This is a genomic window from Nitrospira sp. T9 (assembly GCF_052156535.1).
Lineage (GTDB): Bacteria > Nitrospirota > Nitrospiria > Nitrospirales > UBA8639 > Nitrospira_E.
In genome coordinates, this window is the sequence record NZ_JBQKUP010000027.1 from 14,908 (window position 1) to 29,491 (window position 14,584).

The following is a 14,584-nucleotide window of genomic DNA, read 5'->3' on the forward strand; positions in this document are numbered from 1 at the left end:
TTGATTAATTCATTTTTATCGGCTTCGGAGTTTTAACTGACTCGTCTTTTAACGAAGCAAGAAAGGCAACAAGCGCATCAATTTCTTGTGGGAACATGAGATCTTTATACTTATCAGGCATTTTCCCTTTTTCGAAATCCTTATCGAATCCTTCTGCTTTCCAACTTTTTGGATCAATAATCTTTTCTTTCAACTGTTCCACAGTCATAAGATTACCGATATTATCCATCTCAGGCCCACGTTTTTTCCCACCTTGTCCATACAACTTATGGCAGTTATAACATTCTTGTAGCTCCCATTGTTCTTTCCCAAGGGCTACAAGATCGCCGGAAGCTGCTCCACCACCGCCTCCGCTGGTCGCAACCGCCACCTCAACTTTAGCATCAGCACCTAAAGAACTCAGTTGTTTCGAAATAGCCTTAGCCCGTTCATCCAATTCCTTTGCCCTGGCAATTAATTCATCGGCCTTCCCTAGCTCTGTTTGGGCCCGGCGAAGCTTCAAGACTTTTTCAATTTTCCCTTTCTCATCCTCCGGGTCAAACTGGGGTAGAATCGACGCTCCGGCAATATAGAGACCGGAGAGTAGGAGGTAAAATACCACCAACGCCCCCACCGCCTTCACCCCTTCCAACCGTTTCATCGCTGGAGCATCTAAAAGAATGAACACCAAAGCCCCTAGTATCGCGTAAAGAAAAAACATGATCTGAAAGACTGGCGGGAAATGAGTGTATTTAGCGCCCACCACCAATAACAGCCCAATAATGACCCCCAAGGCGGTCTTCTTCATGACACTCTTGGCAAAACTCTGGTTAGCCATTTGTTTCCTCTTTGTTCAACCTTCTTATTTAGCTTCAACCGGCACTGACGATGCCAATGACGTAGCCGGCTTCGGACTTCCCGCTCTCAGCGTGACAAGGATGGCAAAACTCACCACCGCATAAAACACAATAGTCACTCCCGTTATCCACCAGGCCGAGTAGGCCAGAGTCGGCGTAAACGCTTCAGGAGTAAAATCTGGAACGAGGTTATAGACATGGTAATATTTTCGAGTTAACGAGCGCACGGCGCCCATGAGGCCCATAGTCCAGATGGCGCTAAAAGCCAGGAATATGAGGACGAATTGGGATGCAAAATCAATTTTCCCCCATACAATCGTCCCTCGCTTAATGGCGCGATTATAAAGCAGATAATTGACCACCGTCAGAAATACGAGAGTAAAGGCTGCAGCATTCTTCGCCGGCATGAGTGCTAATTCACTCGCCCAAGAAGGCAGCTCGACTTCCTCGGTGGCCAGCCCTTGAGTCGGGACGAAACCATGAGGGGTCATCCAAATCGCATCCGCCACCACAATCATCAAAAAGCCAACTTTAATCATGGTGAATGCCGACACCGTGAAATTCTTGAGACCAGGAACTTTTCCAAGAATCATAGGAAGGACGACTATTATCACTAAGACAATTAACGATTGCCATTCAGGCGGAGGGAACATTTTCCATGTAAATCCCATGATGGCTGGCATGAGCAGCACTACCACCGCCACAAATCCGGATATCCGTACCTGCTCAACACCCTGTATTCGCTTTAGACTTAGCCATATATAATAGTTGCTGGCCAGGAAGATGAGTCCGACCATGGCACCTTGCATTTCAAAGAACATGGACAACTGATCAGCCATCATGTAGGGACAAATCGAGGCATCATAGTCACAGAGCTCATAGGCCAGGAGGTAGCCCATGAACGGAAGAAGCAAGAGCGCTCCTACTCCAATCATGTTACCCACAAATCCCATCCAGTCGTAATAGGCCCGTTCCTCATCTGTTTTTGACCCCATAAACATATAGGCCGCAATTAGCCCCGCAATAAAACCCCCAAACGTCACATTTCCCACCAGGCGATGCAGGTTGAGGGGCATCCAGCTAAAATTAGCCATTTTGTCCCAGAGGCTGGCCGTTTGGATAAACTCTACCAGGGATAAATCTCCTGCCGCTTTAGCCGGGGTATTCATGAAAGACGTTGGACCGTCAATGACAAAGAGTGTCACGGTTCCAACAATATTCAGAAGGATACCAAGAGCAATGTGTCGTCCTTTCTTCGCTCCCTTCATGGAATCCCATGAATAAAAGTAGGTATACAAAATAATGGTTTCAAGGATAAACAGCAGAGGATAAATAACCGCAAACACAAGGAAAAAATGCTTGATCAACCATGTCGAAAAGTCAGGATACGTCCCGAGCAGGACAAAAATAAACAATCCACCAGTTAAGGCAGTCATGCTGTATAAGATGACCGTAACCTTTATGACTTCCTTGGCCAGACGGTCATATTTGGGATCGTTATTCTTATATCCAAGCCATTCTGCTACCACCGCAAAAATTGGAGCACCTAAAATAAACGCCGCAAACAAAATATGAAGTTGAGCGACGACCCACACCGCCGTTCGATTTCCCGAATAAGGAAAGTCCACAAGTGGAGCATCCGGAACCTGCCCAAAGGCCGTAGCCCCACCACATAGGCCCAACGCTAGAATTATCCATAGACTTCGATTCAGTGTATTCAAGGGTCCCCGCCCTCCTTATTTTTCATTCAATTCCTGTATTACTCTGCCGCTTTTTCAGCCTCTCCACCGGCTGGAGCTTCCGCGGCAGGAGCTTCACCTCCAGGCGCTGACCCGGCTGTTCCCGCAGGAACCCATTGCTTTTTCGCAACATCATATTCCATCCCCTTGAGCCCAAAAGTCGCTTCATACGCAATAACTTTCCAAATGGCGTCTTCTGAAAGCTTGCTCTTCCACGCCTTCATTTTTGTCCCAGTCACTCCCTCAGAAATTCGCCAAAACCATACGGCATCCGAATATAACTGCATCTGCTCTGTTCGCCGGAAGTCCCGGGCACCGGCCTTAACAGGCTTTCCATCTTTTCCGTGACAGCTCGCACAATTCACATCGATATTCTGCTGACCAGTAAAAATCGCTTTACCCTCTTCCAGTATCTCTGGATTATTCCAATAGCCAGCCGGCATATGCTTATCCGCATATTCCGGGGGAGCAGGAGGAGGCGGTTGCGGGGGACCTTCGCCACCACCACATGCTGACATCAAAAGGCCCATGACGGCCAAACCACTGACTAAAAGGCTTTTCACTGTTTGAAACTCGTTCATTGTTCCCCCTCGTTTACCTGATTCTTGATTTTCCAGATTCGACCTTCCTCAAAAAATCTTAGTATCTACAGAACGACACGGCATGGGTGCTAAAAGTTTGCCGTAATGATTCGATCTGTCTTTGTATCAGCCCGGCCAAACTCCACTCTCCGAATCGACCAAAACCATCCAGATTAAAAAACCAAGAGTTGCCCCTGGCTTTCATCTTCAAAATGGAAAACGACTCTATTAAATCCAGGTTATCTGCTTTCCATTCCTCGAAGCATCTGTCCGAGCATCCAACTCGAAACGACAGCCGATTCAGAGCCAATCCCGCCCTTTTCCACAATCCCGACCCTCGGTCGTAAAGCGATGGTCTACATCATGAAGAGCATAAAGCACACGGATAGTAAAAATGGTTTAACAGAGAAAGAATTAAAGGTAAAACGAGGTAACGGGAGTGCACCATATTCGTACACTCTACATCACTCAGTTTTCACGATCCTTCACATTTCCTTCAATGAAAATACTCTGCCAACCCCATTTATCCAATTCAAAAATATTTGGGCTACATAGGTCTCTTGGGCCCAAAAAAGTTCAGGACTTCTATCACAGTCAGAAGCCAACCGTCAATTATTTCTTCCGTTATTGCGCGCTGTTTACCACTCGCCATTCCCGTGATTTCAGAGAATAAACATATTAGTGAATGAGTCGAGAGAGAAATAAATTTCTCATCCTGCCAGAGTAAGATGACAAGGAAAATCAGTTTTGGATTATATGGATGTTTCAGAGCATTGAAGGGAAAAAAAGGCTTGGGTGGATCGTGTCGTCAAGAGCTTGCCTCGGGCTTCTTCCACTTTTGCGCCCAGTCCTCCCACGATCGACCAAACGCCGTATCTTGCCCTGAGAATACGATTCCAGCCACCTCTTGGTATAAAACCGTTCGAGGCTGCTGATCTCCTGGCAGGAATAGCTTAATATACGGCTGAGGAGCCTTCTCCTGACGATCAAATACAAATCCTACAACCTGCTCCCCTGCTTGGAGGTGAATCGTCACATCGCCTCGATAATCAAATACGCGATCGATGGCTTCGTGCAATTCTTTCTCATTCGATGGCTGCAGATGCCGGCCTTCCCATGATTGAGGAGAATCTGTTGAAGTTACATCTAAACCCATGATGACCCCTCACTTGCAGCTAAACGTGGAGACAATTTCCAGAGGACCCAGAGTTGAGGAAGGAAAAGAAAAAACAAGGAGAAGAAGCCTCACACAGCATTGGGAAACAGGGTTGCCCTGACGGTCCCAAAAAACCCACTCCATGAGCTGAAGGTATCTTTCACGGCAGAGGCTTCATACCCACAATGCACCATACAATCCCGGCATTGTTCATGTCGTCCCGTTCCATATCGCTCCCACTCCGTTTCTTCCATTAATTCTCGAAAAGTGGATACATACCCATCCTGCAACAAATAACAGGGGCGCTGCCATCCAAAAATATTGTACGTGGGATTCCCCCAAGGGGTGCATTCATACTCCCGTTTTCCCATCAGAAATTCAAGAAATAACGGAGATTGGTTGAACTGCCAGGCGCGTTTACGTTGAGCCAGCAATTGCGCAAATAACGAATGCGTCCGATCACGACTCAAAAAACTATGCTGATCTGGAGCCTTTTCATAACTATACCCAGGAGAAATCATCATGCCTTCCACACCTAACTCCATCATTTCATCAAAAAATCGCCTGACACGAGCAGGCGCCGCATCATTAAATAATGTCGTATTGGTCGTCACTCGAAAACCTTTGGCTAAAGCGGCTTTAATGGCTTTCACGGCAACATCATAGACGCCATCTCGACAAACGGCATGGTCATGCTCTTCCTTGAGACCATCCATATGGATGCTAAATGTAAGGTATTTCGAGGGAGTATAGTCCTGTAATTTTCGTTCAAGCAGAATGGCATTTGTACAGAGGTAAACATATTTCTTTCGCTTCACAAGCCCTTCGGCAATGGCTGGCATTTCAGGATGAATCAGAGGCTCTCCTCCAGGAATACTCACAATAGGTGCACCACATTCATCCGCAGCAGCCCAACATTGCTCAGGCGTCAGGCGCCGATTCAAAATATGATCCGGGTACTGGATTTTCCCACACCCTGCGCATTCCAGGTTACACCGAAAGAGCGGCTCCAACATGAGCACAAGAGGGTATCGCTTCACACCCCGAAAGTGCTGTGAGAGGGCATAATGAGCTACGGTATACATTTGAGATACAGGTACCGACATTGTTATTTTACTCCCTCCGGATTTTCACCATATTTCAAGAGCATCCACTCCTACTCCCGGCATAAATCCTAAAACCAATGCCTGGGGTAAACAGGATAAAATAAATGGAGGCGCCGAGCGGGTTCGAACCGCTGAATCGCAGTTTTGCAGACTGCTCCCTTAGCCACTTGGGTACGGCGCCTTTCCGAGCTCATTATAAGAAGTCTATTTTCTCTTGTACAAGAGAAAATCTGGCTTTCTCGCTCTTTAGCTGGAATCATTACTGACGAGGCAACACGGGAAGTTCTCTGGAGACAGACCGTATCGGGCTTAAGGAAAGATCTTCCATTGGGGATTGATGAATGGAAACGCCATCGGGCGTCTCATGACCATTGACGCTCGGGCCCTGACCACCCTGCTCTTTGGCCATCAACTCCACTTCTTCAATCAAAGTATGAAGAAGGTCTTCAGATGGCACACGTTTATATAATTTCCCTTTTTTAAATAGAATTCCTACGCCTTGACCCCCGGCAATTCCAATATCAGCTTCTTTTCCTTCACCTATTCCATTCACTACACAACCCAGGACAGATACGGTGATTGGGGTGGTGATATGTCCCAGTCGATGCTCTAATTCGTTAGCCATTTTCACCACATCAATTTCCACTCGCCCACATGTCGGACAAGCAATCACATTGACACCACGATGCCGAAGCTCCAGCGATTTCAAAATTTCAAATCCAACTTTGACTTCTTCTACAGGATCGGCCGCTAAAGAGACACGAAGGGTGTCTCCGATACCCTGAGAAAGCAGCCAACCTAACCCCATAGCAGATTTCACCGCACCGGTCATCGCAGTTCCCGCTTCGGTAATGCCGATATGCAATGGGTAATTGGCTTGCTGGGCAAACAACCAATAGGCATCAATCGCCATGTGCACGTCAGAGGCCTTCAGGGACACCTTCATATTGGTAAACCCAACATCCTCCAAAGCATGAACCGCGTTTAATGCCGACTCGGCAAGTGCTTCAGCCGTGGGGTAGCCGTATTTTTCAAGAAGATGCTTCTCTAATGAACCCCCATTTACGCCAATTCTGAGTGGAATGCCATAGTCATTGACGGCCTGAATTACTTCTTCGGTTTTCCACCATGGCCCAATATTCCCTGGATTAATACGGACGCAATCCACAACTTTGGCGGCTTTGAGAGCAAGACGATGGTCAAAATGGATATCTGCAATCAAAGGTACCGTCATTTGTGATTTTATTTTTGGAAGCGCATCAGCTGCTTCCATATCGGGCACGGCTACCCTAATTAATTCACATCCAGCTTTCTCTAATCGGTGGATCTGTTCCAGAGTCCCAGCAACGTCCCTCGGATGAGGAATCGTCATAGACTGGACCGATATAGGGGCATCCCCACCAACTTTGACCGATCCAACCTGGATTTGTTTGGTTTTTCGTCGAGAAATATACACGAGAATAGACTAGCGTATCACTGCTTGCAGGGAAACCCGGTCATGCAACGCCTTGGCCTGATCATAAATCCCATCCGCCGTGAGACCATACTTTTCCCTGAGCAAATCCTGAGGCCCTTGTTCAATGTACCAATCTGGCAATCCGAGTACTTTGGTCGGCATACTCCAACATTCTTCTTCGGATAAAAACTCTAATACAGCGGATCCAAATCCGCCCATTCGGCACCCTTCTTCAACCGTGATTAAGCATTTCACTTTGTTGGCAATTTCTCGAATAAGGTTTTTATCTAGAGGCTTCACAAAACGTGCATTAATGACAGCCACCGATACGCCTTCTTCTTGTAAGCGCTCAGCCGCTTTCATGGCCTCCGAAACCATAACTCCAATCGCGATAATCGCCACGTCTCGACCATCAGATAACAGCTCACCCTGGCCTATTGAAAGAGGAAGGGGCTCAGAATCTAAAGGCACCCCAAGGCTACTGCCGCGAGGATATCGAACCGCCACCGGACCATCATGCACCAATCCTGTTTGGACCATATGTTGAAGTTCATTTTCATCTTTTGGGGCCATAATTACCATATTGGGCACATGCCGAAGAAACGCAAAATCAAAAGCCCCATGATGGGTCGTTCCGTCTTCGGCCACCAATCCTCCCCGATCAATACAAAAGGTCACAGGCAGATTCTGGGTTGCCACATCGTGCACAACCTGATCATAGGCCCGCTGGAGAAACGTCGAGTACATACAGATAACCGGGCGCATATTATCCGCAGCGAGACCAGCTGCATATGTCACTGCATGCTGCTCGGCAATCCCAACATCAATCAAACGGGAGGGAAACTCCTTTTCAAACTCAGACATTCCCGTTCCCTCGCACATCGCAGCCGTAATGACCACCACACGATTATCTTTTTTGGCTTGACGAATCAGCGTTTTAGCAGCGATAGAACTATACGAGGGGTGACCGGGCTTTTTCATCGGTTGCCCAGTCTTCGCATCAAACGGTGAACAGGCATGAAACCAAACCGGATTCTTCATTGCCGGCTGAAACCCCAATCCCTTTTTGGTAATCACATGCAGGAGAGTAGGCCCTTTTAATTTCAAAACATTCTCCAACGTCGGGAGTAAATGCTCAAAATTGTGTCCATCAATTGGACCGACATATCGAAATCCCAACTCTTCAAAAAGCAGACCCGGGAGCAGTAAGCCTTTAGCCAGCTCTTCGGCCCGAATCGCCATTCGCTTTACGGGTTCTCCAATTTGCGGAATGGTTTCCAGGAGTTGAGAGGTTTCCTCACGAAGTCTTGTGTAGAACTCCCCGGTAAAGGTCCGGTTAAGATAGGCGGAAATAGCTCCGACATTTCGGGAAATCGACATTTGATTATCATTCAGGATCACCACACAGTCACGGCCCATATCTCCGGCATGCTGCAATCCTTCCAATGTCATTCCAGCAGTGAGGGCCCCGTCCCCTACGACGCAAACGACCTTATTTGACTTGCCTAACTGCTCACGTGCCTCCACAAAGCCCACGGCAGCGGACACTCCGGTTCCGGCGTGTCCGGCATTAAACGTGTCATAGATGCTTTCTTCTCGTTTACAAAATCCGCTTATTCCCCCAAACTGGCGGACTGTATGGAATTGTTCACGACGGCCCGTTAATAATTTATGCGTGTAAGCCTGATTACTGGTATCCCAAACAATTTTATCTTCTGGCGTGTTTAATAAATACTGCAAAGCCACCGTCAATTCCACTACGCCTAAATTGGAGGCCAAATGCCCCCCAACATGGGAGATCACCTCTATAATGAGTTCCCGAATTTCCTGACAAAGTTCAGGAAATTGGTCCCGAGAAAGTTTCTTTAAATCTGCTGGACTTTCAATCCTTTTTAGCAAGGACATTGCGCATCCTTTCTTGAAGAACCTAACGTGTTGTAGGGGAATAACTAAAAATGTCCAAATTCCGACATGATTAACCAAAATCTTCCCATAGCTGCTATTGCCTGTCAAGCATTTGATCTAACTTCAGGGATGAGCATTGGAACGGCCAACATCCACCTGACTGATGGTCTCCTGGAGCAAGGCTTGGGCTTCCGGTCGATGAATCCGTTCCCATATCCATCGCTTCTTAAGAGGAGGGGTGTTTACAACCCGGGTTAGCTCCCTCACTGCCTCCAAATTTTGTCCTTGTTTCACGTACCATTTGGCAAGATCTAACCCTGCCGGTGCATACCTGCTATCGAGAGAAACCGCTTTTTTCAAGTGCTCTCCAGCGACGTTCTGATCGCCTCCTAACACCCAGGGTAACTCCTCATACATCCGCCCTAACATATGGTGAGCCTGAACATTGTTTGGATCAAGTTCCAGCACCCGATTCACATGCTTCTTTAACTTCTGAATCGTCAATGCCGCTGAAACCAAACCCTCCAACTCCGCCGCACTCCCAAGATTGGCGGCATACAAAAAATGGGCATCTGCAGAAGACTCACGAAGACCAAAGGCTTTTTGAGCAAGACGGGCTCCTTCCTGGAAAGCTGCCAACTTCTGCTCCCGATCAACGTACACCCCATAACCCAGATCCAGATACAGGCCGGCCATCCGAAGCAAGCGCGTGAGATCGCTTGAATTAGCTGCCCCCTCCCTCACCAAAACCTCCAACTCCCTTTCAAGACTCTCGGGAAATTGCTGGTCGGTTGAGTCCTCACCCTGCAATGCCCGAGAAGGGAGAATGAAGACTCCTACTAGTAAGAGTAGCCCTATTGGGACAAATAGACGCATATTCATTAGATCTTATCAATACATGTTTTTTCCGGAAGAGCAGATTACCTATGAGCTGTATCAGAAAGGATAGTTGAGGCCAGCAAAAACTGCTCCACCTTCCCTGCTGTACCCCCAATCCACCCGGGCCATAACATTGGGACGGACAATGGCTCGGAAGCCTACTCCAGGGGTAACTTCCCAATCATGAAATTGGCGAAATTTAAAATCCTTATAGGTTCTCCCCATATCCACAAATGGCGTTAATTCACATTCTATACTGACATTGAACATCTTCATCCCAAATAGATGGATACGTTCCTCCACATTAAATGCCACCATATGTTTATCAATAAACCGATCCTTCCCATATCCTCTCAGGTTGTCTTCTCCTCCCAAGGAACTTTGTTCGTAAAAGGGGATCCCATCGCCAAAACTTAATTGCAGCATCGCTCGTGCCACAAAAATATACCGTTTGGAGGGACTCGGTATCAGGTGCCTGATATCAAACCCTGAACGAAAATACAACAGATCCTCTTCTTTCCCAAAATCAAAGTTCTGCGCCAATTCCCCAAATGCTTCTACTCGGGTGCCCGCGGTCGGGGTATTGAGGTTATCTCTGGTATCATATTGGAACACCAGACGGTGGGCCAGAATCGTCGCACCTTTTATCCCCGGATCCCGTGGGAAACGATCCTTAGTATATGGCTCGTCATCTACACCTCCCGGTTGAATTTCAACATTTCGAAACCTTTGGTTAACGGATAATCGCGTCACATCATTCAAATGAATACCAAAGTTCCAATGAATTTGAATTTCACGCCCCGTATAGTTTGATTCATTACCTTTGGGAGTGGTTTGCCCTAAACCATAAAACCGCTTGGTCGCATTTTTGAAAAACTGTGCTCCAACATCCACAAAGAACAGCCCTTCGATAAACCCAGGATCCTGGTAACGAAACTTCAGCTTTCGTTCAATTTCCTCAGTATACGAACCAACTGTCTCCATTTGCCTCCCACCAGACCAATAATGAAAATAGTTCAAGGTTCCCCGGACTCCTAAAAATGAATTGTGAATCAGCATCGGGGCAAAGAGAGAACGAAGATTACCTTCCGCATCTGAATTCAATGACGGGGCAATCAACCCAAAGTCTTGTCCATCATTTTTGGAGGTAGAAAACGCAGGAACCACAAAAAAAGAATTTTCGGCGAGGACTGTAGAAGAGGGAAGGATAACGCCGCCTAAGGCCAGGCACGAGAACACCAGGCCCCACGAACGAAACGATATCACAAAACCGACTCCTTAGGACGAAGTCCCCAGGTCGGCTTTTGAACGAAGCTTCTCGAGAAGAGCTTCAAACGATGAGGAGTTAATAATACGGGAAAATTGCCCACGGTAATTTTTCATCAAACTTACTCCATCTATCACTACGTCATACACCCGCCACTCTCCATTTTTTTGCAACAGACGATAGTCTAAGGGTATTTGCACTTTCGGAGACACCACTTTGGTCTGGACTTCAGCAAATTCTCCCTTTTCGCGCTCCTTGAGGTACTCCACTTCTTCCCCCGAATACCCGTCTACATTGCCGACGTAGGAATTTGCCAAAAACTGCTGAAATAGGGTCACAAATTCTTGTTGTTGCTCTGTACTTAACCCCTTCCACTGAGAAGCCAGGGTACGCTTGGCCATTTCGGCATAATCAAATCGCTTTCCGATAATTTCTTCCAGCTTCGCTCGACGTTCCGTCTCTCTCGCAGGGTCCTTTAATGCTTGATCCCTCAGCACCACAAAAACCTGATCAACGGTTTCCTTGACTGCCCCCGTTGGAGTACCTCCTCCCCACGCGGCAGTCAAACAGGCAAAAGAAACTACTATCCAACCAAGAAATATTACTGCCACATTTCTTGAAGAATTTTTAAACTGCAGCCTTCGTGGTTCACCTTCTCTGGTCCTCACCTTTAACTCAGGTTTCTTAACCAATTCCCTTTGCATATTTCCTCCACATTTATTTCACCAAAAAGCATCACTCAACATTGCCATGGATAAATTGACTAATCACCTGCTCTAGGTCAATTCCAGATTCAGTGTCCACAATGGTCCCACCAGTCTTCAAACGCTCTCCCGCCCCGCCGGGAGATAATTCCATGAATTTTTCTCCGATAATGCCACGAGTCTTGATTGAAGCAATCGCATCGTCAAACACCGGGATCCCATCCTGGATCGCTAGGACCACTTGAGCCCGATCTTCTTTCAGTCCGATTTTTTTTACCCGGCCCACCTCTACTCCGGCGATTTCTACCGACGCTCCGTTTTTCAACCCGGAAGTGGAAGAAAATTCTGCCTGGAGTTCGTAATAATCCCCTCCAACCAGCTCAAGCTTTCCAAGCTTGATGGCCAAATACCCAAGGCAGATGACCCCCACTAACACAAATATTCCGACGATTAATTCAAGTTTTCCACGTTCAATCATAAAAATTAAATTAGGGTAATTGATGTTTTATTGGGGCAAGGCCCGGGAAGGATAAGGCATATAGTTCAGCGTAACACTAATATCCATTTCACTCCCTAACCCACACTCGAGAGCCAGGAAATTCAGACTTGAGCGAGGTGAATGCCATTATTGACCGAAATAAACTCCCGCACCACAGGATCGGCAGTCTGCTGAAATTCATTTGAAGGACACATAGCAATAATCTTTCCATTCTTTAACATAGCAACCCAATCAGAGATAGGGAAGATCTCTGGGATTTCATGACTCACCATCACACCGGTAAATCCAAAGGATTTATGCATGGCCAAAATGAGGTCATGGATGGCATGGGCCATCAACGGGTCCAACCCCGTTGTCGGTTCATCAAACAAAAGAATCTCCGGCCCCATTACCAGTGCCCTGGCCAATCCTGCACGTTTCTTCATTCCTCCGCTCAGTTCTGCCGGAAATTTATGGCCCATCTTGTCCAACCCTACCCTCTCCAGCATCTCTGGCACCCATCGACAAATTTCCTGTTCAGTCATCATGCGTTTTTCTCGCAAGGGAAAAGCGACATTATCAAATACATTCATAGAATCAAACAAGGCAGCCGATTGAAACAACATAGCAAACTTTTTACGTATGTCATTCAATTCTTGGTCATTAATTTCCGTAAGATCCGTTCCATCAATAATGACTCGGCCTCGATCCGGGCGAATCAATCCAATGATGTGCTTAAGCATCACACTTTTGCCCTCACCGCTCGGACCGATAATCGTCGTAATTTTACCCTTAGGAATATCGAGAGTGACCCCTTTGAGCACAGCCTGTCCCCCTAAGGTCTTTTCCACCCCCTCCAGTTTTATGACCATCGGTAGACTCATAGACTTGCGTAACGTTACATAAGGACGGAGGTTAAAAAATAGTCCCACACCAATATAAGAACTGCCGCCAAGACCACAGATTCAGTGGTAGCTTTTCCTAGACCCTCGGCACTCATTCTCGTGTAATAACCTTTATAGCAGCAGACCCAGCTGATAATCAGGCCAAAACTAATTGACTTTAAGATCCCCCCATAAACATCTTTCCATTCCACCGCTGATTCGATTGAACTCCAATAGGATCCCCCGCTGACTCCAAGCAACTTGACCCCAACCAGATACCCCCCCCAAATTCCCACCACGTCAAACATAGCAACCAACAAGGGTACCGAAATAAGCGACGCAACCACCTTGGGAGTAATCAAATACTGCAAAGAATTGATCGCCATGGTCTCCAATGCGTCAATTTGCTCGGTAATACGCATTATCCCGATTTCTGCGGTCATGGCTGATCCCGCGCGAGCCGTCACCATCAATGACGCTAATACCGGACCTAGCTCACGGATCATACTTATTGCCACCGCAGACCCTAGCAAACCTTCAGACCCAAACTTCCTCAGGGAATAGTACCCTTGAAGCGCTAACACCATCCCGGTAAATAACGCCGTCAGAATCACAACAAAAGAAGACTTGAAACCCACAAAATGCATTTGCTTGACAATTTGAGCGATTCTCACCGGTGGTCGGAACAACCATCCAAACGTCCGTATCAAAAACACAAACATGGCCCCCATTTCTTCTATCAAGAATAGAGTCCGTTTCCCAATTTGTTGCAATAATATCATGGAATTTCCGCGCCAGATTTATTGATGGCCATGGAGAAAGTTTGGGCTGAAACAATCGGGAAAAAATTTTCAAAAAAACCAGAAAGTTGGATTCCGGCCTGCCTCGAATGCCGATACAAACGAAAAAATCCCTTCCAACATCGAGGTGAGGATAGGACCTGTCCTATACCACCAACCCACCCAAACGGCTTGAGAAACATATTGAAGTCTACCGGTAAATCCTCCTTAATACCATCAGAAATCGCACGAATAATCAGAAAAGGGAAACCATACTGCTTCGCCACTTCGCCTATAGCTCCACTCTCCATATCTACAGCCATGGCCCCGGTCCGTTCTCCCAGAATACGTTTTTGTGAAGCCTGTGTGAGCACTCGATCCGTCGTTACAAACCGACCAGCTTGAAGATGGCACCCATCCATCAATGGGACCCTTAATGCCGCTTTGACCCACTCAGGATGACACACAATTCGTGGCAAATCAGAATCAGAGAACATCTCTGTAGACTCCCCAAACAGAACCTCTTGACCGATCACCAGCGATCCGATTGGGGAAGCATTGAGAGCGCCGGCAAAACCGGTAGAAATGACGACATCCCATGCTTCGCTCTCTAAAATTTGCCGGGTAACCCTTTCAGCCTTTCCTGGACCTATTCCCGTCTTCACTAACAACACATGGGTTGAAGCACCTTGACTCTCTAGGCCGGCGTACCCAGGGCGATTGGCGGAGCACACACGGGGAAGAGTCCGGCCAACAGCGTTAAACTCTAGATGGGTTGCAGTCAAAATGACGATTCTGATCAGAGGAGGCTCCT

General features: G+C 47.2%; 14 protein-coding genes and 1 tRNA gene. All 15 read right to left on the reverse strand.

From position 1 onward, the window contains the following. Positions 1-4: 4 nt before the first annotated feature. The 15 genes from ACTRXD_RS04175 to ACTRXD_RS04245 all read right to left on the reverse strand — a co-directional run bounded on the left by ACTRXD_RS04175 (position 5) and on the right by ACTRXD_RS04245 (position 14,555). A complete protein-coding gene (locus ACTRXD_RS04175) occupies positions 5-817 on the reverse strand; it encodes a c-type cytochrome (RefSeq protein WP_442430587.1) in 813 nt (270 codons plus the stop codon). Positions 818-841: 24 nt separating this feature from the next. Beyond that, entirely contained in the window at positions 842-2,557 is a 1,716-nt protein-coding gene (locus ACTRXD_RS04180) for a cytochrome ubiquinol oxidase subunit I (protein WP_442430588.1), read from the reverse strand. 38 nt (positions 2,558-2,595) lie between these two features. Continuing rightward, positions 2,596-3,156: a c-type cytochrome gene (locus ACTRXD_RS04185; protein WP_442430589.1), complete on the reverse strand. Its 561-nt coding sequence runs from the start codon at positions 3,154-3,156 to the stop codon at positions 2,596-2,598. Between the two features lie 808 nt (positions 3,157-3,964). Continuing rightward, positions 3,965-4,312 carry a hypothetical protein gene (locus ACTRXD_RS04190; RefSeq protein ID WP_442430590.1) on the reverse strand — a complete coding sequence of 116 codons (348 nt, stop codon included), beginning with the start codon at positions 4,310-4,312 and terminating at the stop codon, positions 3,965-3,967. Positions 4,313-4,401: 89 nt separating this feature from the next. After that, positions 4,402-5,418 (reverse strand): adenosyl-hopene transferase HpnH, encoded by a 1,017-nt coding sequence (gene hpnH / locus ACTRXD_RS04195; RefSeq protein ID WP_442430591.1) that lies wholly within the window; start codon positions 5,416-5,418, stop codon positions 4,402-4,404. A 105-nt stretch (positions 5,419-5,523) separates the two neighbouring features. Next, positions 5,524-5,599 (reverse strand) — tRNA-Cys (locus tag ACTRXD_RS04200). A gap of 78 nt (positions 5,600-5,677) precedes the next feature. After that, entirely contained in the window at positions 5,678-6,874 is a 1,197-nt protein-coding gene (gene ispG / locus ACTRXD_RS04205) for a flavodoxin-dependent (E)-4-hydroxy-3-methylbut-2-enyl-diphosphate synthase (RefSeq protein ID WP_442430592.1), read from the reverse strand. 9 nt (positions 6,875-6,883) lie between these two features. Further along, positions 6,884-8,779: a 1-deoxy-D-xylulose-5-phosphate synthase gene (dxs, locus tag ACTRXD_RS04210; RefSeq protein ID WP_442430593.1), complete on the reverse strand. Its 1,896-nt coding sequence runs from the start codon at positions 8,777-8,779 to the stop codon at positions 6,884-6,886. A 123-nt stretch (positions 8,780-8,902) separates the two neighbouring features. Continuing rightward, positions 8,903-9,661 carry a tetratricopeptide repeat protein gene (locus ACTRXD_RS04215; RefSeq protein WP_442430594.1) on the reverse strand — a complete coding sequence of 253 codons (759 nt, stop codon included), beginning with the start codon at positions 9,659-9,661 and terminating at the stop codon, positions 8,903-8,905. A 54-nt stretch (positions 9,662-9,715) separates the two neighbouring features. Then, on the reverse strand, positions 9,716-10,924 hold the full coding sequence (locus ACTRXD_RS04220) for a BamA/TamA family outer membrane protein (RefSeq protein WP_442430595.1): 1,209 nt from the start codon (positions 10,922-10,924) through the stop codon (positions 9,716-9,718). Between the two features lie 12 nt (positions 10,925-10,936). Then, positions 10,937-11,491, reverse strand: a complete 555-nt coding sequence (locus ACTRXD_RS04225; protein WP_442430596.1) for an MlaC/ttg2D family ABC transporter substrate-binding protein — start codon at positions 11,489-11,491, stop codon at positions 10,937-10,939. Positions 11,492-11,660: 169 nt separating this feature from the next. Then, the gene (gene mlaD, locus ACTRXD_RS04230) at positions 11,661-12,107 is read right to left on the reverse strand and encodes an outer membrane lipid asymmetry maintenance protein MlaD (RefSeq protein WP_442430597.1); all 447 of its coding nucleotides are present in this window, start codon (positions 12,105-12,107) and stop codon (positions 11,661-11,663) included. 122 nt (positions 12,108-12,229) lie between these two features. Further along, a complete protein-coding gene (locus ACTRXD_RS04235) occupies positions 12,230-12,979 on the reverse strand; it encodes an ABC transporter ATP-binding protein (RefSeq protein WP_442430598.1) in 750 nt (249 codons plus the stop codon). A gap of 26 nt (positions 12,980-13,005) precedes the next feature. After that, entirely contained in the window at positions 13,006-13,773 is a 768-nt protein-coding gene (locus ACTRXD_RS04240) for an MlaE family ABC transporter permease (protein ID WP_442430599.1), read from the reverse strand. Further along, positions 13,770-14,555 (reverse strand): phosphorylase family protein, encoded by a 786-nt coding sequence (locus tag ACTRXD_RS04245; protein WP_442430600.1) that lies wholly within the window; start codon positions 14,553-14,555, stop codon positions 13,770-13,772. Before ACTRXD_RS04245 ends, ACTRXD_RS04240 begins: the two co-directional genes overlap by 4 nt. Positions 14,556-14,584: the final 29 nt, after the last annotated feature.

What these genes read in the sequence shown, in the direction of transcription:
- ACTRXD_RS04175 (WP_442430587.1), bottom strand. Translation starts at nt 817, where the DNA reads ATGGCTAACCAGAGTTTTGCCAAGAGTGTCATGAAGAAGACCGCCTTG.
- ACTRXD_RS04185 (WP_442430589.1), bottom strand. Translation starts at nt 3,156, where the DNA reads ATGAACGAGTTTCAAACAGTGAAAAGCCTTTTAGTCAGTGGTTTGGCC.
- ACTRXD_RS04190 (WP_442430590.1), bottom strand. Translation starts at nt 4,312, where the DNA reads ATGGGTTTAGATGTAACTTCAACAGATTCTCCTCAATCATGGGAAGGC.
- hpnH (WP_442430591.1), bottom strand. Translation starts at nt 5,418, where the DNA reads ATGTCGGTACCTGTATCTCAAATGTATACCGTAGCTCATTATGCCCTC.
- dxs (WP_442430593.1), bottom strand. Translation starts at nt 8,779, where the DNA reads ATGTCCTTGCTAAAAAGGATTGAAAGTCCAGCAGATTTAAAGAAACTT.
- ACTRXD_RS04215 (WP_442430594.1), bottom strand. Translation starts at nt 9,661, where the DNA reads ATGAATATGCGTCTATTTGTCCCAATAGGGCTACTCTTACTAGTAGGA.
- mlaD (WP_442430597.1), bottom strand. Translation starts at nt 12,107, where the DNA reads ATGATTGAACGTGGAAAACTTGAATTAATCGTCGGAATATTTGTGTTA.
- ACTRXD_RS04235 (WP_442430598.1), bottom strand. Translation starts at nt 12,979, where the DNA reads ATGGTCATAAAACTGGAGGGGGTGGAAAAGACCTTAGGGGGACAGGCT.
- ACTRXD_RS04240 (WP_442430599.1), bottom strand. Translation starts at nt 13,773, where the DNA reads ATGATATTATTGCAACAAATTGGGAAACGGACTCTATTCTTGATAGAA.